The 24,446-nt window shown below is 42.2% G+C and carries 25 protein-coding genes; 16 read left to right on the top strand and 9 right to left on the bottom strand.

Translation table 11 applies throughout. The annotated features are described in order from the left end of the window. Positions 1–4: 4 nt before the first annotated feature. The 4 genes from N477_RS10745 to N477_RS10730 are packed head-to-tail and all read right to left on the bottom strand — an operon-like array spanning position 5 to position 2,416. The gene (locus tag N477_RS10745) at positions 5–562 is read right to left on the bottom strand and encodes a YqiA/YcfP family alpha/beta fold hydrolase (protein ID WP_063360749.1); all 558 of its coding nucleotides are present in this window, start codon (positions 560–562) and stop codon (positions 5–7) included. Continuing rightward, the gene (locus N477_RS10740) at positions 547–1,311 is read right to left on the bottom strand and encodes a metallophosphoesterase family protein (RefSeq protein ID WP_063360750.1); all 765 of its coding nucleotides are present in this window, start codon (positions 1,309–1,311) and stop codon (positions 547–549) included. Before N477_RS10740 ends, N477_RS10745 begins: the two co-directional genes overlap by 16 nt. Further along, a complete protein-coding gene (locus N477_RS10735) occupies positions 1,298–1,780 on the bottom strand; it encodes a DUF1249 domain-containing protein (RefSeq protein ID WP_231098057.1) in 483 nt (160 codons plus the stop codon). The genes N477_RS10740 and N477_RS10735 overlap by 14 nt, the downstream gene beginning before the upstream one ends. A 15-nt stretch (positions 1,781–1,795) precedes the next feature. Further along, entirely contained in the window at positions 1,796–2,416 is a 621-nt protein-coding gene (locus tag N477_RS10730; protein ID WP_063360751.1) for an NUDIX domain-containing protein, read from the bottom strand. A gap of 211 nt (positions 2,417–2,627) precedes the next feature. Here N477_RS10730 and tolC point away from each other — a divergent pair, with 211 nt between their 5' ends. The 3 genes from tolC (at position 2,628) to N477_RS10715 (ending at position 5,666) form a co-directional block, all read left to right on the top strand. Continuing rightward, the gene (tolC, locus tag N477_RS10725; protein WP_063360752.1) at positions 2,628–3,977 is read left to right on the top strand and encodes an outer membrane channel protein TolC; all 1,350 of its coding nucleotides are present in this window, start codon (positions 2,628–2,630) and stop codon (positions 3,975–3,977) included. Between the two features lie 125 nt (positions 3,978–4,102). Next, positions 4,103–5,026 (top strand): LpxL/LpxP family Kdo(2)-lipid IV(A) lauroyl/palmitoleoyl acyltransferase, encoded by a 924-nt coding sequence (gene lpxL, locus N477_RS10720; RefSeq protein ID WP_063360753.1) that lies wholly within the window; start codon positions 4,103–4,105, stop codon positions 5,024–5,026. Between the two features lie 31 nt (positions 5,027–5,057). Next, positions 5,058–5,666 (top strand): TcpQ domain-containing protein, encoded by a 609-nt coding sequence (locus tag N477_RS10715; protein ID WP_063360754.1) that lies wholly within the window; start codon positions 5,058–5,060, stop codon positions 5,664–5,666. A gap of 19 nt (positions 5,667–5,685) precedes the next feature. Here N477_RS10715 and glnE read toward each other — a convergent pair whose 3' ends face one another. Next, on the bottom strand, positions 5,686–8,481 hold the full coding sequence (glnE, locus tag N477_RS10710) for a bifunctional [glutamate--ammonia ligase]-adenylyl-L-tyrosine phosphorylase/[glutamate--ammonia-ligase] adenylyltransferase (RefSeq protein ID WP_063360755.1): 2,796 nt from the start codon (positions 8,479–8,481) through the stop codon (positions 5,686–5,688). A gap of 80 nt (positions 8,482–8,561) precedes the next feature. On the opposite strand from glnE, the gene N477_RS10705 reads away from it, so the two are divergent. From N477_RS10705 to ruvX, 6 genes are all read left to right on the top strand, one after another. Beyond that, positions 8,562–9,455 carry a hypothetical protein gene (locus N477_RS10705; RefSeq protein ID WP_063360799.1) on the top strand — a complete coding sequence of 298 codons (894 nt, stop codon included), beginning with the start codon at positions 8,562–8,564 and terminating at the stop codon, positions 9,453–9,455. A gap of 46 nt (positions 9,456–9,501) precedes the next feature. Continuing rightward, positions 9,502–9,978 (top strand): hypothetical protein, encoded by a 477-nt coding sequence (locus tag N477_RS10700; RefSeq protein ID WP_063360756.1) that lies wholly within the window; start codon positions 9,502–9,504, stop codon positions 9,976–9,978. Positions 9,979–10,075: 97 nt separating this feature from the next. Further along, complete coding sequence (gene rsmE / locus N477_RS10695) at positions 10,076–10,810, top strand: 16S rRNA (uracil(1498)-N(3))-methyltransferase (RefSeq protein WP_063360757.1); 735 nt, start codon at positions 10,076–10,078, stop codon at positions 10,808–10,810. 107 nt (positions 10,811–10,917) lie between these two features. Further along, a complete protein-coding gene (gshB, locus tag N477_RS10690) occupies positions 10,918–11,877 on the top strand; it encodes a glutathione synthase (RefSeq protein ID WP_063360758.1) in 960 nt (319 codons plus the stop codon). Between the two features lie 19 nt (positions 11,878–11,896). Then, on the top strand, positions 11,897–12,454 hold the full coding sequence (locus tag N477_RS10685; RefSeq protein WP_063360759.1) for a YqgE/AlgH family protein: 558 nt from the start codon (positions 11,897–11,899) through the stop codon (positions 12,452–12,454). Positions 12,455–12,458: 4 nt separating this feature from the next. Then, positions 12,459–12,914: a Holliday junction resolvase RuvX gene (ruvX, locus tag N477_RS10680; RefSeq protein ID WP_063360760.1), complete on the top strand. Its 456-nt coding sequence runs from the start codon at positions 12,459–12,461 to the stop codon at positions 12,912–12,914. A 1-nt stretch (position 12,915) separates the two neighbouring features. On the opposite strand, the gene N477_RS10675 is transcribed toward ruvX, so the two are convergent. Genes N477_RS10675 through N477_RS10665 form a run of 3 tightly spaced genes read right to left on the bottom strand, consistent with a single transcriptional unit; the run spans position 12,916 to position 15,961 of the window. Continuing rightward, on the bottom strand, positions 12,916–13,809 hold the full coding sequence (locus tag N477_RS10675; RefSeq protein WP_063360761.1) for a hypothetical protein: 894 nt from the start codon (positions 13,807–13,809) through the stop codon (positions 12,916–12,918). Then, complete coding sequence (locus tag N477_RS10670; protein WP_063360762.1) at positions 13,784–14,908, bottom strand: PilT/PilU family type 4a pilus ATPase; 1,125 nt, start codon at positions 14,906–14,908, stop codon at positions 13,784–13,786. Before N477_RS10670 ends, N477_RS10675 begins: the two co-directional genes overlap by 26 nt. A 3-nt stretch (positions 14,909–14,911) precedes the next feature. Beyond that, entirely contained in the window at positions 14,912–15,961 is a 1,050-nt protein-coding gene (locus N477_RS10665; RefSeq protein ID WP_063360763.1) for a type IV pilus twitching motility protein PilT, read from the bottom strand. Between the two features lie 2 nt (positions 15,962–15,963). Here N477_RS10665 and N477_RS10660 point away from each other — a divergent pair, with 2 nt between their 5' ends. The 7 genes from N477_RS10660 (at position 15,964) to N477_RS10630 (ending at position 22,241) form a co-directional block, all read left to right on the top strand. Continuing rightward, positions 15,964–16,674, top strand: a complete 711-nt coding sequence (locus N477_RS10660) for a YggS family pyridoxal phosphate-dependent enzyme (RefSeq protein WP_063360764.1) — start codon at positions 15,964–15,966, stop codon at positions 16,672–16,674. Between the two features lie 16 nt (positions 16,675–16,690). Continuing rightward, positions 16,691–17,512, top strand: a complete 822-nt coding sequence (gene proC / locus N477_RS10655; RefSeq protein WP_063360800.1) for a pyrroline-5-carboxylate reductase — start codon at positions 16,691–16,693, stop codon at positions 17,510–17,512. An 11-nt stretch (positions 17,513–17,523) separates the two neighbouring features. Continuing rightward, on the top strand, positions 17,524–18,057 hold the full coding sequence (locus N477_RS10650; protein WP_063360765.1) for a YggT family protein: 534 nt from the start codon (positions 17,524–17,526) through the stop codon (positions 18,055–18,057). Between the two features lie 20 nt (positions 18,058–18,077). Continuing rightward, entirely contained in the window at positions 18,078–18,518 is a 441-nt protein-coding gene (locus tag N477_RS10645; RefSeq protein ID WP_063360766.1) for a DUF4426 domain-containing protein, read from the top strand. Positions 18,519–18,523: 5 nt separating this feature from the next. Next, positions 18,524–19,117, top strand: coding sequence for an XTP/dITP diphosphatase (locus tag N477_RS10640; protein WP_063360767.1), 594 nt, complete (start codon positions 18,524–18,526; stop codon positions 19,115–19,117). Continuing rightward, a complete protein-coding gene (hemW, locus tag N477_RS10635) occupies positions 19,114–20,250 on the top strand; it encodes a radical SAM family heme chaperone HemW (protein ID WP_063360768.1) in 1,137 nt (378 codons plus the stop codon). The genes N477_RS10640 and hemW overlap by 4 nt, the downstream gene beginning before the upstream one ends. Before the next feature lie 161 nt (positions 20,251–20,411). Then, positions 20,412–22,241: a DUF885 domain-containing protein gene (locus N477_RS10630; RefSeq protein ID WP_063360769.1), complete on the top strand. Its 1,830-nt coding sequence runs from the start codon at positions 20,412–20,414 to the stop codon at positions 22,239–22,241. On the opposite strand, the gene N477_RS10625 is transcribed toward N477_RS10630, so the two are convergent. Further along, positions 22,238–24,046, bottom strand: a complete 1,809-nt coding sequence (locus N477_RS10625; RefSeq protein ID WP_063360801.1) for a sensor histidine kinase — start codon at positions 24,044–24,046, stop codon at positions 22,238–22,240. The genes N477_RS10630 and N477_RS10625 overlap by 4 nt on opposite strands. Positions 24,047–24,446: the final 400 nt, after the last annotated feature.

Raw genomic sequence — 24,446 nt, 5'->3', positions numbered from 1 at the left:
TGTTTTATTTAATTTTAAGAAAGTTGGCAAGGCGACTAAAATGCCTCTCAAAGCCGATGAAACTATGGTCGCCACCAAATTCAATGATTGATGGACAGTCTCGATAATAATTTACAGCATCTTGATAAGGTAACACTTCATCTGCTGTTTGTTGCAATAGAAAAAGATTACTTGGCATTGAGAGCATTTCAATATGCATGCGCTGTAATGCCGTCATATGTTCTATTGTAAGTTCATAATTCAATTCTTGATAGGGATTATACTGAGGACCAAGGTAATCCCATAGTAATTTGTCTGGTCGTACAGCCGGATTCACCACTACCGCGCGTAAATTAAACGCTTGTGATAAACATGTGGCAAAAAAACCACCCAAAGAACTACCAACTAGCGCACACTTATCATCAATGATATTTTCCAGCTGAAGCATTGCAATACGCGGATCATAATGTAACCGAGGAACTAGGTATTCACAACGGTCTTTAAAATACTCCCCCAGTTGTTGCGCTTTAAACGACTTTTCTGAACTGTTAAACCCGTGGATATAAATTACTTTACTAACCATCTTACCTCTGTCTGCACACCTGCCTGTGACCAATTGATAAGTCGATAGCCAGCTCCTAAGTCTTGTTGCTGCCAATCACTGGTATGTTTCTTAAACTGGATTGACGTCGCGGGAGTTGCGTAAACAGGGAGCTCTCTGAAACTAAACACATATTCATTGTGTACATGGCCATGAAAAAGTGCCAAAACATATTGAGAATCGACCAGCATGTTTAGCAATTGCGGACCATTTTCCAGCATATGCTTATCTAAATAGCCTTGAATAGATAATGGGTTATGATGACAAAAGACAAGGCTCGGTACAGTGCACTGTTGTTGTATTTCTGATAAATGCCTTTCGGTTATCCACCCTGCTGGGGTTGTACCTTTGCTATTTACTAACAAGATTTGTCCCAACTTAAAACTCATTTTTTTCGCTGATACTATTTGCCCTTGGCTGATTTCATTTAAATACGCGATGTCATCATGATTGCCCGGCAACCAAAAAACAGGACATTGTAAATCCGACTCACTCACTAGAGTCGCAAATAATTGATAAGAACCAAAAGTATGATCTTGGGTAAGGTCTCCACCGAAAATCACCGCATCTATATTTTGCTGTGCTAAATCGACCAGAATGTGTTTAAGGTGCTCGGCCGTCTTAACTGAAAAATACTCACCACCTGCATGCTCAAACAGGTGAGTATCTGTAATATGGGCAAGCCTTAATCGTGTTTGGTCGAAGTGATACGCTTCATTAAACCAATCCATTATTAACATCCCAATCTAGTGATACGCGGCCATTTTCAACACATGCCAACAACCAGTCACCTAAAAACGCATTGAGCTGATACTTTTCATCTTTATGGTGCATACCTGGATTCGGGTAGCGGTACGAAGGCTTCACACGTTGATGGTAATTATGCTGATATACTTCAGCAACTTTTGCATCGTGATATAACCTCACCGCCAACTCAAATTGCCCTAAATGACTGCTCAAACTATGCTGCTGAGTTATTTTTATATCTGTTGTATATTTAGCTACACAGTCTACTGAAATGAAAAAATCCATTGAACCAATTTTAATTTGGCGACTCGACCCTACCGTTTCTTCAGGCAGCACCTTAAGTGCACGCAAATAATTACGCTCACACAAGGTGATGTACTTTGGTAAAGACTGAACATAACCTCGACTTATTGCATTTTCGTTATGCTCTTTATGATGGATTAAGTCAGACAAAGCGACTCCTGTATACTACTTAAATGACAACTTGGATTTGTTTAGCGCTAACCATTGTAGACTAATCACTGTCGCAGCGTTATCTATTTCCTCTGATTCTAACCTACATATCGCCTCATCAAATGACATAACATGGGCTTTTATATCTTCCCCTTCTTCAGGCAAACCAAATGTCCCCCCTTGATAGTCTCGCAAATTTACTTGCGCAAGATACAGATACAAACGCTCTGTTGTGCCGCCGGGACTGGATAAATATGAACGCATGTAATGCAACTCGCTAAGATCTAAACCAGCTTCCTCTTGCGCTTCTTTTCGAGCCACGGCTTCTAAGTCGTCACTGCCTTCAGCCATGCCTGCGATACATTCCAACAGCCAAGGTGAGTCTTTCGTCGCCAACGCGCCAATTCGGATCTGCTCTATCAATAATATCTCATCGCTAACAGGATCATAAGGAAGGACTGCGACGGCATGCCCTCGCTCAAGGATTTCCCTTCTGATCGGTTCACTCACCCCTCCGGCAAATAACGCATGCTCAAATACATATTCCTCAATTTTGAAAAAACCATCGTACAGCACCCTATTTTCAGATGTCTTGAACATCAAATTTTCTCGGTTGTACTGGCTAATTTCTTTCATATTTCATCCTACATTCATCAAACGGGGTTTAATCTAAGCTATTTTATCCCCATAACGTTCTTAATTAACGTGAGTATACCTAGCATGAGAATTTGCTAAGTATTATATTCTGTTACACTTGTTTTGCCTTTATCTCTGGTTAGCCGTTGGGATTTTGTTTTAAAACAAGGTAACATGCTGACATCAAAATTGTCTAAGGACTGCACAAATAATGAAAAAAACCATTCTATCTATGCTGGTTGGCTTGAGCTGTGCTTTGTCAAGCAATGCCGCCAACGCAGAAGACTTATTACAAGTATACGATATTGCAACTGCAAATGATCCTACTGTCTTACGTGCAAAAGCAAATGCGGATGCACAAAAATATGCTCAAGACAGCGCACTTGGTGAGCTGCTCCCTTCTTTAAATTTAAGTTTCAGTTACTCAGATACAGACACTACTGGTGCGCCAAACACACAAAATGACGCAACAGGTTATCAAGTGATGGACAGCTGGAATGATTCTTTCGGCCGTACTCTGACACTGAACCAGACCATTTTTAACATGGGTGTCTGGGAAAGCCTGACCATTGCAGAGAAGCGTGCAATGCAGTCAGTAACACAATACGAGCAAGAGAAGCAAAATCTAATTGTACGCATTGCTCAGGGTTACTTTGATGTCTTAAGTGAACTTGATAAATTAGAGTTTGTCCAAGCTGAAAAACGCGCAATTGAACGCCAGCTAGAGCAAACCAAACAACGTTATGAAGTCGGTTTGACTGCCATCACCGATGTACATGAAGCACAAGCTCAGTTTGACCAATCTGTGGCCAATGAAATTGTTGCAACGAATGACGTAGAAACAGCCCGTGAAACGCTTCGTACGATTACGGGTAAATACCACTCAAAACTGAACGCTCTGAATACTGATAAATTTTCTACCGTTAAACCAAACAGAAAATCAGATAACTTCATTGATATTGCAAAAGAGAAGAACTTAGCGTTACAAGTTGCGAAAGCATCTTTAGAAATTGCAGAAGATCAGATTGATTTAGCGCAAGCTGGCCATTATCCAACACTTTCGCTGACAGCGACTCATGGTGATTCGCTCGCAAATTCTCCAGGTAGAGAACTTGCACCACGTGGCGATTCAACAAACATCTCTCTAAATCTTAATGTGCCTATATACTCTGGTGGCCGCACCGTGGCTGCAACCGATCAAGCACGCGCTCTTTATGTTGCTGCAAGCGAAGATTTAGAAGCATCAATGCGTAACGTGACACGCTCTGTTATCACGTCATACAACCAAGTGATGTCAAATGTTGCGACTTATCGTGCACTTGAGCAAGCGGTTGTTTCAGCGGAAAGTGCATTACAAGCGACTGAAGCAGGTTTTGAAGTAGGTACTCGTACGATCGTCGATGTACTAGTGAGCACGCAAAACCTATATAGAGCAAAACGAGACTTAGCAAACTTACGTTATAGATACATTGTTTCAACGCTACAGTTAAAACAAGCATCAGGCGAATTAAGCCGAGCAGATTTAGAAGCGATCAATAGAGGCCTTCAGGCTGCGCTTTAATTGTATACAATATCAGATCAGCAGGTCGCTGGTCTGATATTTCCTACCATTCTCCGCCTCCACTTGAGCATCACAGCCGTTCTCGATAAACTACGCTCTTTTATAGCTGTACGAGAGTATTCCACTTGGTCCATAATCCAACATTTAAATTGCAATTTTTAGCACCTAAGTTCTGGCTAACTTGGATCGGTGTTATCGTTTTATACTCTTTGTCTTGGCTCCCTCAAAAGATGCAATTCATGCTCGGCAAACTGCTTGGGCGAATTGTGCATCGATTTTTAAAAAAACGTCGTAAAATTGCTGAGGTTAACCTCAAGCTGTGCTTCCCTGATATGGACGAGCAACAGCGAAATGCCATGGTATTAAAAAATATGGAAAATACCGGTATAGCTACTTTTGAAACCGGTATGGCTTGGTGGTGGCCAGAATGGCGAATTAAGCGCGCTGTCGGATCTATTTCAGGGTTAGAACACTTTGAGACAGCGCGTAATAATGGTAAAGGAGTCTTACTCCTTGTGCCTCATATGCTGCATTTAGAAATGTTAGGAAGAGTGCTGGGCACGGATACTCAAGGTATCGGCTTTTATCGTCCCCATAATAACCCGCTCATGGAATACTTCATGACCAAAGGCAGATTGCGCTCTAATGAATTTTTGATTGGCAAACGAGATGTAAAAGGGTTGCTCAAAGCACTGCATAATAAAAAGGTTTGCTATTACCTACCAGATCAAGACTATGGTAGAAAGCGCTGTGAATTTGCACCATTTTTTGCAGTGCCAGATGCAGCTACAACAACAGGTACATTACTATTTGCTTCTAGTCAAAAGTGTGAGACATTGAGCTTAGTGGGTTTACGTGATAAACAAGGTAAATACCACATCACTATTAAGCCAGCGATGGCTGAGTTTCCAAGTGATAATGAAAATCATGATGTCACACGAGTAAACAAGCGAATGGAGCAATCTATAATGGAAGCACCTGAACAATATATGTGGTTGCATAGACGCTTCAAAACACGACCAGATAAAGATGCGCCTTCGTATTATTAGAAATTAAACAACGACGTCGAACTAAAATAAAATGGCTAGAAAAAATAAAAAACGAATATCGGCAATGTGGTTTTGGACTAGACACCTTACACTAGGCGCAGTACTCGTGTGGGCAGCGTATTATTTTTTATACGGTAATATTCCAAAAATGGAGTTCAAGGAAACGACAAATGCCGCGGCCCAAGGCCTATCACAGTTTTACGCTAATTACAGAAACCGCGTTAATGAACGTGACACTGAGCGGGAAAAATTTGTGATGGATATTGGTAAACCCACTTTCCCACTCGATGATGCACTCGCTCAACGCGGACTTGTCGTGAAGCCAACGCACCAGAGATGGACAGGGGAGAGCCAACCTCGTCGTTTTGAGATGGGTAATACCTTAAAAAGTGTACTCACCAATTATGCAAAAAAAGAAGACATCGAACTATTTTGGTACCTGAGTAAAGATTACGTTGTAAAGCAAAACTTTCGTGTTGACTCAGATTTTGTCAGTGCCCTGTATCAAGTCGGTCGTGCCATCAATGATGATTTTGAATTCGAGGTATATACCTTTTTTTGCCACCGCCAACGCGCCGCAGTGATAACAGAAAAACCCTCCGTCTTCGTGCGTGAAAATTGCCGCAGACTAACAAACTAAGTTCTAATTTTAAGGCCTACTACTGCAAGTAGGCCTGCCAAATTTCTCTAACACATTTGCTTTGCTCAGACAGCAGTACAGCATCTACTGTTTTACCGGAACTATTCAAACTATTAAGGTGATAATGCTCTCTTAGCTGACAGTAAACCTGTGTAAGCGTGCTTTTTTCATCACTACTTATGACTGATTCTTGGCTGGCCAATTCAAAGATCCGAATATTATCCGAGTAGCGTGTCAACGCTTTGTAATCATAAGCGAATGCTAATACCAGATATTGCGCTAAAAACTCAATATCCGTCATACCACCCAGACCTTGCTTTAAATCAAACACAAGCGAGGAGTCTTGAGATAAATGTTTGCGCATTTTTTCACGCATTGTCACAATATCCGATTGCAACTTTGCTGTATCACGCTGCTGGCACAAAATATCGTGTCGAATCGAATAGAAGCGTTTCGCCATCACTTCTTCGCCCACTATTATGCGCGCTCTCACTAGAGCCTGATGTTCCCATGTCCAAGCCTGCTCGCGTAAATATTGGTGATAGCTTTCAATATTAATGGCAAGTAAGCCTGAATTTCCTTCTGGCCTCAACCGGGTATCTAGTTCATATAAAATCCCCGAAAGCGTACGGGTATTAAATAAATGCATCAAACGCTGCGCCATTTTGAGATAAAACTGTCTTGAGGCGATTGATTTATCACCTGTGGTTTTGCTTTGCCCATCACAGTTGTGGACAAACACCAGATCCAAATCAGAGTCGTATCCCAATTCAAATCCACCAGCTTTACCATACGCTATCACTGCAAAGCCTTTTGCTTCTGAGGAGGTCCCCTGAGGCGCACCGTACCTCGCTGTCATTTGCCCCCATGCAATATCAACAGCTTTGGCGACAATTGATTCAGCTAAAGCCGTTAAGTGATCGCTGACTTTCATAATATCTAACACCCCAGTTGCATCCGCAGCGGCTATTCTTAGTTGCTGTGTTTGCTTAAATTGACGGAGCGCTTCCATTTGTAGCTCAAGGTCTTGAGGATCAATACGCAAAAAGTACTGCTGGATTTCATTGTAATATGCATTGAGTGGTAGCGGACGATAAAGCACAGCAGGGTCAATAAGCTCATCTAGCAAAATAGGATATCGTGCAATCTGTTGTGCGATCCATGCGCTGTGAGAGCACAGCTTAATCAGCTGCTTAAGGGCGCCTAGATTTTCATAAAGCAACTCTAGGTAAGCAGTACGAGAAGCGACTTTAGAGATCACGCCAAGCACACGCTCTAACACTTGCGGCGAGTTTAATGGCGTAATTTCACTGAGCACCAAAGGCATGAGTTTATCGAGCACATCACGCCCTCGCACACCAATCTGTTTTTTGGTTATGTCTGTGTAAAAAAGATTTAAGGTGTTTTGCCACAAACTGTGCGCTTGCTCACTGAATTCGATGTCTAAGTAGCTCACATCCTGATATTCCCAAGCAGAGATAAAGCATGCCTTTAACGTCTGCGTATCATGGGGTTCCTCACCAATCACCTGAGAAAACTCAGCCCTTATCTGGGCTTGAGCCTGTTCAAGATAATCCACCAGCTGCGCATATTCTGGCAGACCTAACAATGCGCACAATCGGCTTTGATTCAGCGTGTCGTCAGGTAAAGTTTGTGTTTGCTCATCATTAAAAGCTTGCAAGTACTGCTCAACCCGACGCAGTAACAAGTACTGCGATCTCAACCCTGATGCGACAGAACTTGGGATCACCTCTTGTCGCGCTAATATGCTCAACGCACTTAACAGTGACGGCGTCTGCAGATCAGGTTCCCGTCCACCTCGGATCATTTGCAACGCTTGAACAATAAATTCAACCTCTCTGATCCCACCTGCACCTAATTTGATATTATTGATCAGCCCTTTTCTTCTGACTTCTTGCGCTATCATATGTTTCATTTTGCGCAGTGACTCAATCACAGAAAAATCAATATATCGGCGAAATACAAAAGGTTTGATTAACGCTTTAAACTCACCCCAATACGGGTTTGGTTGACCGAGCAAGCGCGCTTTGAGCATCGCGTAACGCTCCCACTCTCGACCTTGATCTTGATAGTAATCTTCCATCGCAGAAAAGCTCATGACCAACGGGCCACTTTCTCCAAATGGCCTTAACCGCATATCAACCCTGAACACTTGCCCATCTGCTGTTCGATGGTCAAGCGCAGCAATTAACTTTTGGGCCACCTTCGTATAAAAAACTTGCGCTTCTATACTGCGGCGCCCACCTTGCGTCTTCACCGACAGTGGATAGGTAAATATCAAATCAATATCAGATGAAAAATTCAGCTCCTGTCCGCCCAGCTTTCCCATTCCCAACACAAGCATAGGTAAGGGTGATTGCGCGTCATCCAGTGGCATACCATTGCTTTTCGCGACTTGAGCAAATGCCCATTGATTAGCACTATCAATGAGTTGTTCACTAAGTCTCGATTGGTATTCAATGCTGTCAGCAATATCGTTACTCATCACCAAATCAAGCCACATCAGTTTTAACCAAAACCGTTTGCGGTAAACTCTTAATTGAGCAAAGCACTGTGCCTCTGTTAACACTTCCAGCTCGTCTGTCAGTGCAGGTTCTATATCTCGGCAATTCATCGCGTTTTCATTAAGTAACCAGTCAAACCACTGTGGGTATTGAGAGAGTATGCGATAAGCGAAGTCACTGAGTGCCAATAGCCTCAAAGCTTGTGGATTTAAAGCATGTCCTGGAAATAGCTCAGTAAAACGCTGCTGCGCTAAAGCTGTTAACTCGGGACTTAATTGGCCTTGTTCCATAGAAAAACCTCCAGTGCTTTATGGCTCATTTGTTGTGCGATGTTATAGTAACGCTAAATAACAACAACCTTACACCGAGCATGAGTTACTTGTCTTTAGAAAACAGCAATTTTTTGACCTTTTTAAGCGGTTTATTTCTCGCCTTTGTGGCATTAATGTGTCTGAGAGTCACGGTTCAAATGCGTGCCAAAATGCATTTAAAAAAAGAGTTAGCTCAACATGATAACTTTGCGCTAGGCATTAACTATGCAGCAAAAGTTGCCGTGTTATGTGCAAGCACTGGATATTTTTTTGGTCACTTAAAGACATTTGAGTTATCACTGTTACACACTCAGATCGTTCTACCACTCATACTAATATGGTTCTTTATCTATATCGGCCAAGCAATTCATAGGAAGTGGATCCTATACCGCTTTAACGAGACACAAGCCATCCTCAAACAAAACGTCTGCGCAGCGCTTGTCGATTCTGGCATGCTGATTGGCAATTGTATTTTGGTACTTGGCTTGTATCACTGGTTAACGCCAAGCTCACTGCAAGCTCTACTTATCGTCAGCATCTGCTTTTTGTTTTTACAGGGTGTCTTTGCACTTGATAGCAAGATACGCGAATCTCGATTTGCGAGGAAAAATCAAGGCGCATCTTTGCAGTATAATTTTAGTTTGGCCAATACGTCGATAGGGATCCGCTATGCTGGCAAGACGATTGGCTTAGCATTGGCTATTTATGCTGGATTACACAGCGCCCCCAGCTACCCAGATAAAATCGTTGATAACCTACTCACCGTAGTCATGCATTCTATTTTTATGTGGTTTTTATTGTACGTATTTAGCCGCTTAATGGTCGTCATTGTGCTGCCAAAAGTAGATATAGGTCTAGAGGTTGACCACCAAGATAATATTGGGATTGCCTGCTTAGAATTTGCTGTTTTTTGTAGCATGGGCTATTTACTAATAAACATGTTTTCAATTTAAACGCCTAACTAGATTATGGATATCTTAATTCTGGAGACTTACGTCCTTGAAATTAGATAACTTTTTACTTGTAGACAGCAACTGGGAGTTTAGTCAGGAATTTGTCGAGTTTGTTAAATCTCTCGCCCCTGACACCCCCAGTCAATTAATTATCGCTGGCGACAATACAAAGCAGATGCTCAAAATGATGTTTAAAGATCAAATCAAGGATTACAGTTACTGTGACTTTGACAATGAGATAAGCGTCTCTGAGCTCGCCACCTATTTACATGAACACCACAAAATCCAAGGGGTGCTCATTTATGCGCTCGACTACAATCTAGCAGACGAAAAGCAAAAGTTTATCTTCAATTCACTGCACGCAGAACGTTACACCATTGAACAATTAGCCAATGGCTACGATTATCACCGCGTAAATGACGCGTTTAACAATAACCACCTGACGTGTAATTCTAGTTTAGCGGCAACCAAGCACGATACATTTAGCGAATTTGTTGTATTGAAAACAGATACCACTGATTAACGCTGTGACACCACACTCTATCACCTGTCATGTTTTCTAGACTCATGACCACGAAAACCTTAACATGAGCGCATATTCAATTGAGACATTCAACACTATGCGAATTCCACATATTTACCAACCATCGGACTTAGTTATTAATCAAGCTACGACTTTAGATGAGGATGCTGCAGGGCATATTGCGCGTGTACTCAGAATGAAAGAAGGTGAACACGTCAGTCTGTTTAACGGTCAAGGAGGTGAATACTTAGCAAAGATCACCGCTATCTCAAAAAAAGCGGTCGAGGTTACCCCTTTCGAATTTGTCGATAAATGCGTTGAGTCAACTCTAAAAGTTCACCTTGGTCAGGGTATTTCTCGTGGCGATAAGATGGACTTTACTATCCAAAAATCAGTGGAGCTCGGTGTCAGTGAAATAACACCATTATTTACCACGCGATGCGGTGTGAAACTCAGTGGCGAACGGCTAGCCAAAAAACATCAGCAATGGCAAAAAATTGCGATTTCTGCGGCAGAACAATCAGGCAGGAACTTCGTTCCTATCGTGCATCCGCCTATCACGTTAGAGCAATGGTTAAGTCAACAAAGTGAAGAACTAAAACTCACTTTACACCCAAGAGCAGATCACTCTATCAAGACTTTGCCAGCACCGGAGCAAGGTGTGCGCTTTTTAGTTGGGCCTGAGGGTGGCTTTACTGATGACGAAATGACTAACACAACAGAGCAAGGGTTTATCGACATAAAAATTGGACCTAGAGTGCTACGAACTGAGACCGCTGCATTAACTGTTTTAAGTGCTTTACAGTTACAGTTTGGAGATTTGGCCCTTTAAATCCGTTTATAAGCCCTCATATTATAGTAAGTTAGCAGTCAGTCATGGTAATTTGGCTGCTAAGCACTTATTCACTTACATCGAAAATAACACATAAGGTAACGGCGATGGCAGTCAAACTTGGAATAGTTTCAGATCCAATCAGTGGTTTTAATATCAAAAAAGATACCGGTTTTGCCATGATGATGGCAGCTCAACAACGTGGATTTGAGCTGTATTACATGGAAATGGACGACCTGTTCATGTACCAAGGTGAAGGTCGAGCAACGGCCGCAAAAACCCGTGTGTTTAATGATGAAAGCCGTTGGTATGAATTAGAAGATAAGCAAGACATCGCATTAAGTGACCTAGATGTGATTTTGATGCGCAAAGATCCGCCTTTTGATACTGAGTATATCTACGCAACCTATATCCTAGAGCGAGCGGAATTAGCAGGTACCCTAGTCGTTAACAAACCGCAAAGCTTAAGAGATGCCAATGAAAAGCTTTTCACTGCTTGGTTTAGCGAGCATACACCTGACACTCTCGTTACTCGAAGTGCAGCACAGATCAGAGCCTTTTTAGATAAACATCAAGATATTATTTTAAAGCCGCTCGACGGTATGGGTGGGGCCTCTATTTTTAGGGTGCAACACAACGACCCTAATATCGGTGTGATCTGTGAAACACTGACAGAGCACGGTAGCAGATTTGCGATGGCGCAAAATTATATCCCTGAAATAAAGCAGGGGGATAAACGCGTATTAGTCGTTGATGGCGAAGTCATTCCATATTGCTTAGCACGTATCCCACAAGGTGGTGAAACTCGCGGCAACTTGGCTGCTGGCGGTCGTGGTGAAGCAAGACCTATTAGCAACAGTGATCGCATAATTGCAGAAGCCGTTGCACCGACTCTAAAAGAAAAAGGGTTGCTATTTGTGGGCTTAGATATCATTGGCGATAAGCTCACCGAAATCAACGTAACCGCACCGACTTGTGTTAAGGAAATTGAAGCTGCGTACGATATATCTATTATGGACATGTTTTTTGATGCGATTGAAGCAAAACTCAACCATACTGAAAGTTAAATCATAGAAGGGGTCTCGCATGCAATCATTAGCTAATCACTTCCTTATCGCAATGCCTAACTTGCAGGACCCGATGTTCAAACGCTCCGTCACCTACATCTGTGAACATAACGAAGAAGGCGCAATGGGGTTAATAGTAAATCACCCCATTGATGTCACTGTCGGTGAACTACTCGATCAAATTGAAATCGATAATGACAAGGACAGTAGTGCTGCCGAGCAAACAGTTTTTGCTGGTGGACCGGTGCATACGGACAGAGGGTTTGTGTTACATACACCCAAAATAGGCTACGCCTCAAGTAAAGAGCTCAGCTCAGACATCATGATAACGACCTCTAAAGATGTACTTGCATCTCTGACCTATCATGATAGTCCAGATGCTTTTATCATTACGCTCGGTTATTCAGGGTGGGAAAAAGGCCAACTCGAAAAAGAAATCTTAGAGAACTCTTGGCTTATTATTCAAGCCGATCCGGAAATCATATTCAGCACGCCACCAGAAAAAAGATGGGAAAAAGCCGTCAGTATGCTGGGCATAGATATCGCACAGCTTAGTAACCAAGCAGGACACGCATAACAGAATGAGTAACAAAAAACCAAAAACCCCAAAAGGTCAACGCACCGTAATGGGGTTTGATTTTGGTACAAAAAGTATTGGTATGGCCATTGGCCAAGAAGTCACAGGTACAGCCACCAGCCTAGGCGCAGTAAAAGCAAGAGATGGTATTCCTAACTGGCCTGATATAGAGCAGCACGTTAACGAATGGAAACCCGATTTATTAGTGGTTGGCTTGCCGCTCAATATGGATGGCACCAATCAACAGGTCACCTTTTCCGCAAAGAAGTTCGCTAATCGTTTGCATAATAATTACCGTCTACCCGTTGAAACACAAGATGAGCGCCTTACAACAACCGATGCCAAAGCTCGATTGTTTGATCAAGGCGGTTATCGCTCGTTAGCAAAAGATAACGTTGACGGTATGTCTGCGGTGATTATTTTAGAGAGCTTTTTTGAGCAGTTATGGGATGAAGAGTAGTTTACTCTTTGTCTTCTAACACATTTAATTGCTTATATTTAGTCAGATCAGGGAGTAGTCCAGCTTGACGATAAGCATCTTGGATCCTTCCCTGTTTACGCAGCTTTTTTAGACCCTTCTGCAGCGCGTCAAATGCCCGTTCGCCATCAGGATGAAGCTTTGAGACCACAAAATGGCGGCTGCTATCAAGTAACACAACCCATTTGGGATGAGACACTAGATTGATGTTCGCCAATTGAAAGTCGTTTCCTAATACAGGCATCAAGGGGATCAACATAAAATCAGCCCACTGTTTATTCACGATTTGAGCTTGCGAAGACCAGTTAGGCTCATCCACCAGCTCTTTAAGAGGCAGCCGGCTCAGCGTGTACCAATCTACTGGCCAACGGCTAGACGATACGGCTGTAAGCTGCTGTAAATCAAATAATGTTTGAATGCGTTCCATTCGTTTATTGTCTTTTGCATAGTAGATCCCTGCAAAGAATTCGCCTTTGCGGATCACCGGATCGCTGACAAACAATTTATGTGCTTTGAGCTGCGCTTCTTCATACCAATAAGTATCAAAGCTCAATAGCTGCTTACCCTGATCAAGTAAGTTGGAATCTCGGAAATTAACATTACCGGGGCGGTAACGAAATGGCTTGTTAAAGCCACCCAAAAGAAGCGCTTGATGTAACAGCACCATATCAATGACATCTCGACGCACAAACTGCCCACCAAAATTATCAACCTCAAGTGGTGAACGCCCAGACAATAATGCCGTGTAATTCATATACACATCATCTCTGATGTAGATATCCACGTAGTCTGATTGAGCCCAGCCTATATTAGCTAGGCTCAAATAATAACAAATGATAAAGCCCAGCAGCTTAGTTTTTCTTGCTGTCCAGGCCATCAATGGTAACCCCTTGCAAAAACCCTGCACCTTTTTGCTCGTTATTTTGCAGCTTGATCATCAAGCGTAAATCATTCGGCGAATCAGCATGATGTAGCGCATCAGCATAATTTATCCGCTGTGCTTTATACAACTCAAACAGCGCTTGGTCGAAAGTCTGCATGCCCATCTCTTTGGACTTAGACATGGTTTCCTTAATTGAGCCAATGTCTCCTTTTTTGATTAATTCAGCAACCATAGGAGAGTTTAACAAGATTTCTATGGCCGCAACCCTGCCCTCCCCTTTGGAAGTCGGTACCAATTGCTGAGCAACAATCGCTCTCAAATTCAGCGCCAAGTCGTATTTTAATTTATCATGCTTTTCTTTTGGAACGAGGTGCATAATACGGTCAATAGCTTGGTTAGCATTGTTGGCATGCAAAGTGGCAACACATAAGTGACCCGTTTCAGCAAAGCTCAGTGCATACTCCATCGTTTCTTGTGAACGAATTTCACCAATCAAAATTACGTCCGGTGCTTGACGCAAAGAGCTTTTTAAAGCGGCCTCAAAGCTTTCGGTATCAAGCCCCACTTCACGCTGTGTAATAATACTTTTGCGATGTTCATGCACAAATTCAATAGGGTCTTCGATGGTTAGAATATGACCCCGTTGATTTCGGTTGCGATAACCTAACAATGCAGCTAAAGAGGTCGATTTACCCGTGCCCGTACCACCGACAAATAAAACCAAGCCGCGCTTAGACATGATCACATCAGTCAATACCGAAGGCAGGCCGAGCTGATTCACATCTGGTATATCCGTCACGATACGTCGAATGACCATACCGGCGCAATCTCGCTGCCAAAAGGCGGACACACGAAAACGACCCGCATCGTTGGCAACGGCAAAATTACATTCTTTTTCAGCATGGAACTGCTGCCTTTGAGTCTCTGACATGGCAGACTCAACCATAGCTAAAGCACCATCGCTGTCTAATACCTCCTCATCAAGTGCACGCAACTCACCATCAATTTTTGCACTGACTGCCAACCCAGATGAGACAAACAAGTCCGAAGCCTCTTTGTCTACCATCAACTGTAAATAATCTATTAAAGCCATACGTTAAAACCCTGCCGCACCAAACTGGTTTTTATCATGCGCTTTCGCGTGCGCATCTTGCGTCGTGATCAGACCGTGATTAACCATATTCATCAAACACTGATCCATCGTTTGCATGCCGTGCAATGCTCCTGTTTGAATCGCTGAATACATTTGCGCAATTTTATCTTCACGAATTAAGTTACGAATTGCCGGCACACCGAGCATGATCTCATGAGCAGCGACTCGTCCCCCGCCCACTTTCTTAATTAAAGTTTGAGAAATAACCGCTTGCAAGGACTCAGACAGCATAGAACGAACCATGTCTTTCTCTTCACCAGGGAATACATCGATAATACGGTCAATGGTTTTAGGTGCCGACGTGGTATGGAGTGTGCCAAACACAAGATGGCCTGTTTCTGCTGCGGTCATTGCTAAACGAATGGTCTCTAAATCACGCAACTCACCAACTAAGATAACATCAGGGTCTTCACGCAACGCGCTGCGCAGTGCCGCATTAAAGCTATGCGTATCTCTGTGAACTTCACGTTGGTTAATTAAGCTCAACTGATTTTGATGCACAAATTCAATCGGGTCTTCGATAGTCAGAATATGGTGGTGTTTACAACTGTTGATGTAATCCACCATGGCAGCAAGTGTAGTCGACTTGCCTGATCCCGTAGGACCTGTCACCAACACGAGTCCACGCGGGTTATCAGCGATTTTCTTAAAAATATCCGGCGCTCCTAAGTCATCTAGCGTTAATACCTGACTTGGAATGGTACGGAAGACTGCTGCAGGACCTCGGCTGGTATTGAAGGCATTGACACGAAATCGAGCTAAATTTGGTACTTCGAACGAAAAATCCACCTCAAGATTTTGCTCATAGTCCTTGCGCTGGTTATCATTCATAATATCGTAAATTAAGCTATTTACGTCTTTCGCTTCTAAAGCGGGAATATTTATGCGACGTACGTCACCATCCACGCGTATCATCGGAGAGACTTCCGAAGAAAGGTGTAGATCCGACGCTTTATGTTGCACACTAAAGGCTAATAATTCAGTAATATCCATCTATGACTCCACTACGAGCAAATAATAATATGGTTACAATAGCAGAACGGCTAAATAACGCCTACGATCGCATCACAAAAGCAGAGCAAAATAATCAGATTTCTGATCCTGTTCAGCTCTTAGCTGTATCTAAAACAAAACCCATTGAACTAATCCAACAAGCTTATGATGCTGGGCAGCGCTTATTTGGTGAGTCTTATGTTCAAGAAGCCGTCGACAAAGTAATACATTTCCAACACTATCGCGATATTGACTGGCATTTTATCGGGCCCATTCAATCAAACAAATCTCGGCACATTGCTGAGCACTTCAGCTGGGTGCAAAGTGTTGACAGGATAAAGATTGCTAGGCGCTTAAGTGAACAGCGTCCAACCAACTTAAAGCCGTTAAATATATTAATACAGGTAAACATCAGCGGTGATGAAAAAAAATCAGGCTGTATGGTAGAAGAGCTGGCTGATCTCGCTGAATTTATAGAGAGTTCAAAGCAGCTAACTTTAAGAGGTTTGATGACTATCACCGCTCAAACCGATGACGAAACCCTGCAACTACAATATTTTCAGCAAATGAAAGATTGCTTTGATAAACTAAAGACCCAATATCCTAATATCGATACACTTTCTATGGGTATGAGTGGTGACTTAGAACCAGCCATCGCAGCTGGTGCCAATATGGTAAGAATTGGTACTGATATTTTTGGAAAAAGACAATAAAGGCCAAACACAGAATATGTCTAACAAAACAATTGCATTTATCGGCACAGGAAACATGAGCTATGCCATCATTGGCGGTATGCTAAAAAATGGATTCAGTGCCCAAAATATTATTGCAACTAATCGCAACCAAGCAAAACTAGATAAAGTTGCAAGCGACTTTGCAGTGCAAACAACCAGTGACAACCTAGATGCCATTGCGCGTGCTGACGTTGTGGTGCTTTCGGTAAAACCGCAGATGATGGAAGCATTGTGTGACTCTTTCAAGTCAGCAAATCTTGATTTGCGCGATAAAGTAATCATTTCAGTTGCAGCGGGTATTACTATTTCACGTTTAAAAGACATGCTGCAATGTGACACCAAACTCGTTCGCTGTATGCCAAATACTCCATCACTGGTCGGCCTTGGTGTATCCGGACTCTTCAGCCAAGATATTGATGACCAGGAAAAAGCATTCGTTGACACGATTTTTAGCGCCACCGGTATCACGACTTGGCTCAAAGAAGAAAATCAGATCAATGACATAATTGCCGTGACAGGCTCTTCTCCTGCCTATTTTTTCCTGTTTATGCAGGCGATTGAGGAAAAAGCCCGCCAGTTAGGATTTGATGAGCAACAAGCGAGACAACTGGTTCAGCAAACTGCACTTGGCGCCGCTCAAATGGCAGTCACACAACCAGAAGTGAGCCTCGAGCAGTTGCGTGCAAACGTTACTTCTAAAGGAGGTACCACTCATGCAGCCATTGAGTCAATGAAAGCCGATCAACTTCCTCAAACCGTGGCAAGCGCGATGGATGCTTGTATTGCCCGTGCTGAAGAAATGGAAACACAAATTTAAGGACCCTCTACATGAGTGCAATGCATTTTTTAATTGAAACCGTTTTTAACCTGTTTTTAATGGTCGTGCTACTGCGTTTTTGGATGCAATGGGCACGCGTCGACTTTTACAACCCAGTGAGTCAAGCTGTGGTGAAAGCAACCTCATTTGCAGTGAATCCTCTACGTAAAATTATCCCAGGCTTTGCAGGCATTGATGTGGCTTCTTTGGTCCTTGCATTTATCGTCGCAGGTGCCAAGCTATCTGTATTAATGTTGGTGTTCAGTGGTTACTGGGACCCAGCAACAGCAGCGCTTGGAGGATTGTTAACCTTACTAAAAGAAGCATTTAGTTTGGTTTTTTGGATTTTGATTATCCGCGCCCTTTTAAGTTGGGTAGTACAAGGGTATAACCCTGCAGCCGCTGTATTTGAGCAATTAACAGAACCACTATTACGCCCAGTAAGAAAAATCATTCCTCCTCTAGGTGGGCTAGACTTATCTATCATGGTGGTGCTGTTTGGCATGATGTTCTTACAACGTTTGGTCATGGATTTTATGCATTAAGCATATGTGAGTGAGGTACTATGCGAGTATATCTTTTAGCAGTTTTACTTTTAGTGATTTCCTTCACTGGCCATACTCAAGGCACAGAGTCTGGGGGCCAATTCAAGAGGTTAGGTAATTGGGAAGTGCATTACATTGCCTTTCCATCCACCTTTATCCAACCCAGTGTCGCCAAAGCATATGGTGTTGTGCGCAATGAAAATAAAGCATTAATCAACATTTCTGTTCTAGCCACAGATAAAGCAAAAACGGCACAACAAGTGCAAATTTCTGGATTTGCTAAGAACTTATTGGGAAATAAAAAACCGCTTACTTTTAAGCAGGTCATCGAGGGTGACGCCATTTATTACCTCACTCAACTTGATTATTACAATGAAGATGTTTATCGCTTTGAGCTCAGTATTCGACAAGGCAATGAACATCAAACCTTAAAGTTTCAACAAAAGTTCTACGTAGATTAAAAAATATGACAAAACAAATCGTGCTGGCCACAGGCAATCAAGGCAAAGTAAAAGAACTCGGCGGTATGCTTGAGTCTATGCAAATAGAAGTATTACCTCAAAGTCAGTTTGAGGTGTCAGATGTGGCAGAAACCGGCACTACTTTTGTGGAAAATGCCATCATTAAAGCCCGCCATGCAGCCAAAGAAACTGGGCTACCAGCCATCGCCGATGACTCAGGTTTAGAGGTTGACGCACTCAATGGCGCACCAGGTGTTTATTCAGCTCGTTTTGCTGGAGTCGGCGCAAGCGATCAGCAAAATATTGATAAATTACTCGACGCTATGGCAAGTAATGACAATCGCACTGCTCGATTCTGGTGTGTATTGGTATATATGCGCCATGCTGAAGACCCAACCCCCGTGATCTGCCAAGCGAGCTGGGAAGGCACTATCGCCAACTTGCAGCATGGTGACGGTGGTTTTGGTTATGATCCTGTATTCTGGGTCGAGAGTTTACAAAAAATGGCCGCAGAGCTAACAAAGGAAGAAAAGAACGCCATCAGTCATAGAGGGAAAGCACTGCAACAATTAATGACCCACTTTAAGAGTACCCTGTGAATCTCCCTCCATTAAGTTTATATGTGCACGTGCCTTGGTGCGTGCAAAAATGTCCATATTGCGATTTCAATAGCCACAGCCAAAAAGGCACTATCCCTGAGCAAGAATATATTGGTCACCTTCTTGACGACCTCAAAGCAGATTTACATCTTGTACAAGGTAGAAAGTTGCACAGTATCTTTGTTGGTGGCGGTACACCTAGCTTACTTTCAGGTGATGCATATGTGCACTTGCTAGAACAAATCGAAGCATTGATTGGTTTTGAAGATGATATTGAAATTACGTTAGAAGCCAATCCAGGTACCGTTGAAAGCGATCGTTTCAAACACTATGTACAAGCCGGTATTAACCGCATCTCAATCGGGGTACAAAGCCTGCAAAGTGATAAACTCAAAGCGCTAGGGCGCATTCATGGCGAGCAAGAAGCCTTAAATGCAGCAGCAGAGGCACACAGTGCAGGTTTGAATAGTTTTAATATGGATTTGATGCACGGTCTACCAAATCAGACTATTGACGATGCATTAAGTGATTTGCGACGAGTCATTGAATTAAATCCACCACATATCTCTTGGTATCAACTGACCATTGAGCCTAATACCCAGTTTGCGTCTAGGCCTCCCAAATTACCTGAGGATGAAACCCTTTGGGCGATACAAGAAGCTGGTCAAACTTTATTAGCAGAGCATGGCTATCAGCAATACGAAATATCCGGCTATGCCAAACCCAATTATCGTTGCAAACACAATTTGAATTACTGGCGCTTTGGTGACTATCTAGGAATTGGCTGCGGCGCACACGGTAAAATTACGCTACCAGAGCAAAATCAGATTTTACGTACTGTCAAAGTTAAGCATCCAAGGGGTTATATGGACCTCACTAAGCCTTACTTGTATGACAGCTGGCATGTCGCACCAGAAGATAGGCCCTTTGAGTTTTTTATGAATACTTTCCGCCTATTAGAGCCAACACCTAAGTCTAATTTTACTGCGTACACAGGGCTGCAAGAAGCTGAAATAGAACAACAATTGAACCACGCAATTCGCTTAGGGTTATTAGAAATGCAAGGTGATTCATGGTTTGTAACAAATAAAGGTCACAGGTACTTAAATGACCTGTTAGAATTGTTTGTCTAAATTTAGGTGACATGTAGTACGGACATTACGTAGCTATAAAGTTTGCATTAACGCTTATTCTAGCTGTCGCTCGCCGCTTAACATATAATGGCCTACACTGAGGTTTATCTTCAGTTAGGCTAATGATGTCTACAAGATTTAAAAAGAAAAAAGGGTAAAACATGCGTAAACTTACCATCATCGCTGCTGCAATATCAGCAACGTTACTGGCAGGCTGTCAGCAAACAGCTGAGCAACCAAAACCAGTTACTCCTGTGCAACAAGTTGTTCAAAGTGAAGTAGAAAAAGCAAATGCGTTATTTGAAGAGTCATTTAATCGCGGTGTAATGCGTAGTCCTATCTACCAAACCTACCTAGGTATTAAAAAAGACTATGATAAATGGGATGACGGCTCTGAGGCACGTCAACTAGAAGATCTAGAGCTAACTAAACAAGACCTTGCTGCTATTAATGCCATCGACAGAAGTAAGTTGGACCTGCAAACTCAAGTAAGTTATGACCTATTTAAGCAAGGTTTAGAAGAAGAAATCGAAGACTTTAAATGGCGTCGCTACTCTTACCCTGTAAATCAAATGTTTGGCACTCACTCGATGATCCCTGCATTTTTGATTAACCAACACCAGATCGCTGATGTGAAAGATGCGAAAGCTTATATTGCGCGTTTAAATGGTGTACCGATTGTATTCGATCAACTCATTGAAGATTTAGGCAAACGCGCTGATGCAGGTATTATCGCACCTAAATTTGTATTTCCTCATGTTATCGATTCAAGCAAAAACATCATCAAAGGCGCGCCATTCGCTGCAGGTGATGACTCTACATTGTTAGCTGACTTCAAAAGAAAAGTCGCAAAATTAGAGATTGCTCAAAGCGAAAAAGACGCGTTAATTACGCAAGCGAACAACGCTTTGACCTCTGCCGTCAAACCAGCTTATAGCAAACTGATCAGCTATTTACACAAGCTTGAAAAGCGTGCAGACGATAGAGATGGCGTATGGAAGTTCCCTGAAGGTGAAAAGTTCTTCAATGTGGCATTGGAGCGTACTACAACAACGAAACTTTCTGCTGCTGAGATCCATAAAATTGGTTTAGAAGAAGTCGCTCGTATCCATGACGAAATGCGTGAAATCAAAGAAAAGGTTGGTTTCAAAGGTGACCTTAAAGCATTTATGGAGTTTATGAGAACAGATAAGCAATTCTATCTGCCGAATACTGAAGAAGGTAAAGCAAAATACCTTGCCGATGCTACAGCAATGATCGATAACATGAAGTCTCGCCTTGATGAACTTTTCATTGTAAAACCAAAAGCAGACATGATTGTTAAGCGTGTAGAGGCATTCCGTGAAAAAGCTGCTGGTAAAGCGTTTTATCAGCAACCTACACCTGATGGCTCTCGCCCAGGTATTTACTACGCAAACCTGTATGATATGGAAGCGATGCCAACATACCAAATGGAAGCTTTGGCTTACCACGAAGGTGTACCTGGTCACCACATGCAGATTGCAATTGCTCAAGAACTTGAGAACATGCCTAAGTTCCGTAAGTTTGGTCGTTATACCGCTTACACTGAAGGCTGGGGACTTTACTCTGAGCTAGTACCAAAAGAAATGGGCTTATATGAAGACCCATATTCAGATTTTGGCCGTCTAGCGATGGAACTATGGCGTGCATGTCGTTTAGTTGTTGATACTGGTATCCACGCAATGAAGTGGACGCGCCAAGAAGGTATTGATTACTATGTAAACAACACGCCAAATGCTAAGTCTGATGCCGTGAAGATGGTTGAAAGACATATTGTTATGCCAAGCCAAGCGACAGCATACAAAATCGGTATGATCAAAATTGTTGAACTGCGTGAAGCCGCGAAAAAAGAACTGGGTGATAAGTTCGATATCCGCGAATTCCACGATGTTGTACTTAAAAATGGACCTGTTCCACTTAACGTACTTGAGCAATTTGTTGATCAGTGGGTAGTGAGTAAAAAAGGCTAATCACCCGCTAATCGAAAAGGCGAATTAGCTAAAATAATATGCAAACAAGCCCCGCCATGCGCGGGGCTTTGTATTTTCACTTCCCCGCCAAGTTTTTGTGTCACTAAGTTATAAATAATGCTTAGACCTAACCCAATACCACCTTGATTTCTTTGTGTTGTTATAAATGGTTCAAAAATAATCGGCAATAACTCTTTATCTATGCCTTTACCATCATCTTTAATATAGAGGTGTATATAATCGTTCACGACCAAAGCAGAAATAACAATGTTAAGTAATTGACCCTCTCTTTTTGCATGCTGAATACAGTTACTGAGACTGTAGGTAAAAACCTGAACAAATACATTCGGGTAACTTTTTAGCATTAACTGCTCTGGAATTTCTATCTCCATATGATAATCAGGCGTGCTTAACTCATGCTGATAACAATCAAGTACGCCACTCACAAGGGCCTTAAGATTGAACTCTTGTATCTCATCATATTCTTGCTGTACCGACACTTTTTTAAAATCATCGATCAGCGAGGCTGTCCGCAGTAAATTGTTTTCTAATAGAGACAGTGCAGACTCGGCCTCTGCTATCAAGTTCGTTAATGCATGCTTTTGCAGCTGTCCTGATTCCAAGTCCTTTTTAAGTACTTCAACTTGCTCTTTCAGGTGAGATTGGCTAGTAATTGCCACACCCAACGGCGTATTAAGTTCATGGGCAAAACCGCTGACCATATTGCCTAAACTGGCCATTTTCGCCTCTTCAATCAATCTTTGTTGAGCAGCACTGAGACGTTCTAGCAACGTTTCTATAAATGCCAGTAGACTATCCAAATGATGGGCTATTTGAGCAATTTCGTCTTCTCCCTCAATATTAACGCGGATCGAAAAGTCCTCATGCTGTGCAACGTTTTTGAGTACACGGCTGATAGAAATAATATGGTCAGAAATGCGGGTATTAAGAATATACAACAACAGCAGGCTAAAACAGCTGATCAGGACAATGATCACAAGACACGTGAGGATTAAGTTTTGCTTCTCAGTCAGGTCTTCATTAAACAGTTGTTTTGATACAACTTCGAAGTGGCTTCTGATTGAGAGCTTTAACTGATGCAATTCAGCTCTTACGCCTTGGCTGTGATCTAGCCCTTGCTTCTGTAACACACTAATATAAGTCTTAAACCCTTGTTGATACTGATTTAGTATAGACATCAAGTCCTGCGACTTGTCGGGAAACTGGGTAGTAATAAGCTGCTCTGTTCGAGCTAGTAGATCTTGATGTATCAATAAATAATTAGGATCTAGTCGCAACAAAAAATCCTTTTCTCGACGCCGTAACTCCAACAAAAGTATTTCCAATTGCGGATATGATGTTTGCTTGGCAATATCTTGCAGCGCATGTGCTTGACGCCTAAAATTGCCATAAACACCTTCTTCTTTATCATACCCCAGCAGAGCTTGCATTGAAGCTAGCTGCTCATATTTAAGTGTAAAACGTTTTACTTCTTCATCTAGCTTAAACAGCAAGTCAAGATCTCGTTGCTGGGCAACTAACATACTGAGCAGCACACTATAACTTTCTCGGTAAGAGAATCTATCATCCTCAATAGAAGCGAGGCTATCTCTTTGACGTTCGATAAGAAACCGTTCTTCTTGGTCTAACAAACGCTGAATTTGTGTTTGTAATTGAAACAGGTGATCATTTAACTGCCTTGTTTGTTGTAATTGAACGTAAAGAAACCAACTTGCAATAATGATCACAATGGCTGATCCTACTGCTGCTGTTTTGAAAAGTAAAAGTGACTGCCTTAACTGCACAAACTGCCCCATACTGAATTTTGCCCCAACTAAAGTTTAGTCGAAGAAAATTATTATGGTATTTATTAAACTTTTCTGCGAAAGAGAACATTTCAAAGTCATAATATCTTTTTATGAACTATTTTATGCCAACAATTGACATCATTGTTTTTGACTTCTGCCTGCGAGAAATAAAATGGAAATTTTCATAGCCCTATTCGTATTATTAATACTCATAGTACCTGCTGTCATATATACAACTTATGTCCAAATGTCTACGCGGAATAAAGTACGCCTTGCTGATTCTATTATTTACATGATTAAACACGATGAACCTGTGAAAATCGATATGGAGATCCTAGAAGGCCTTAAACTTTCCCCTAAAGAAAAAAGTTATCTGTTGAGTGTTTATAAGGCACCA

It is taken from the genome of Pseudoalteromonas luteoviolacea H33-S, from assembly GCF_001625695.1.
In the GTDB taxonomy this organism is placed as follows: domain Bacteria; phylum Pseudomonadota; class Gammaproteobacteria; order Enterobacterales; family Alteromonadaceae; genus Pseudoalteromonas; species Pseudoalteromonas luteoviolacea_B.
This window is presented reverse-complemented; position numbering and strand designations above follow the sequence as displayed.

Excerpts from the sequence above, each read along its gene's own strand:
- N477_RS10675 (WP_063360761.1), bottom strand. The coding sequence starts at position 13,809 with ATGGCCTGGACAGCAAGAAAAACTAAGCTGCTGGGCTTTATCATTTGT.
- gshB (WP_063360758.1), top strand. The coding sequence starts at position 10,918 with ATGGCAGTCAAACTTGGAATAGTTTCAGATCCAATCAGTGGTTTTAAT.
- tolC (WP_063360752.1), top strand. The coding sequence starts at position 2,628 with ATGAAAAAAACCATTCTATCTATGCTGGTTGGCTTGAGCTGTGCTTTG.
- N477_RS10665 (WP_063360763.1), bottom strand. The coding sequence starts at position 15,961 with ATGGATATTACTGAATTATTAGCCTTTAGTGTGCAACATAAAGCGTCG.
- N477_RS10640 (WP_063360767.1), top strand. The coding sequence starts at position 18,524 with ATGACAAAACAAATCGTGCTGGCCACAGGCAATCAAGGCAAAGTAAAA.
- N477_RS10740 (WP_063360750.1), bottom strand. The coding sequence starts at position 1,311 with ATGGATTGGTTTAATGAAGCGTATCACTTCGACCAAACACGATTAAGG.
- glnE (WP_063360755.1), bottom strand. The coding sequence starts at position 8,481 with ATGGAACAAGGCCAATTAAGTCCCGAGTTAACAGCTTTAGCGCAGCAG.
- N477_RS10630 (WP_063360769.1), top strand. The coding sequence starts at position 20,412 with ATGCGTAAACTTACCATCATCGCTGCTGCAATATCAGCAACGTTACTG.
- N477_RS10650 (WP_063360765.1), top strand. The coding sequence starts at position 17,524 with ATGAGTGCAATGCATTTTTTAATTGAAACCGTTTTTAACCTGTTTTTA.
- rsmE (WP_063360757.1), top strand. The coding sequence starts at position 10,076 with ATGCGAATTCCACATATTTACCAACCATCGGACTTAGTTATTAATCAA.
- proC (WP_063360800.1), top strand. The coding sequence starts at position 16,691 with ATGTCTAACAAAACAATTGCATTTATCGGCACAGGAAACATGAGCTAT.
- N477_RS10670 (WP_063360762.1), bottom strand. The coding sequence starts at position 14,908 with ATGGCTTTAATAGATTATTTACAGTTGATGGTAGACAAAGAGGCTTCG.
- N477_RS10730 (WP_063360751.1), bottom strand. The coding sequence starts at position 2,416 with ATGAAAGAAATTAGCCAGTACAACCGAGAAAATTTGATGTTCAAGACA.
- ruvX (WP_063360760.1), top strand. The coding sequence starts at position 12,459 with ATGAGTAACAAAAAACCAAAAACCCCAAAAGGTCAACGCACCGTAATG.
- N477_RS10685 (WP_063360759.1), top strand. The coding sequence starts at position 11,897 with ATGCAATCATTAGCTAATCACTTCCTTATCGCAATGCCTAACTTGCAG.
- N477_RS10660 (WP_063360764.1), top strand. The coding sequence starts at position 15,964 with ATGACTCCACTACGAGCAAATAATAATATGGTTACAATAGCAGAACGG.
- N477_RS10705 (WP_063360799.1), top strand. The coding sequence starts at position 8,562 with ATGAGTTACTTGTCTTTAGAAAACAGCAATTTTTTGACCTTTTTAAGC.
- N477_RS10715 (WP_063360754.1), top strand. The coding sequence starts at position 5,058 with ATGGCTAGAAAAAATAAAAAACGAATATCGGCAATGTGGTTTTGGACT.
- N477_RS10645 (WP_063360766.1), top strand. The coding sequence starts at position 18,078 with ATGCGAGTATATCTTTTAGCAGTTTTACTTTTAGTGATTTCCTTCACT.
- N477_RS10745 (WP_063360749.1), bottom strand. The coding sequence starts at position 562 with ATGGTTAGTAAAGTAATTTATATCCACGGGTTTAACAGTTCAGAAAAG.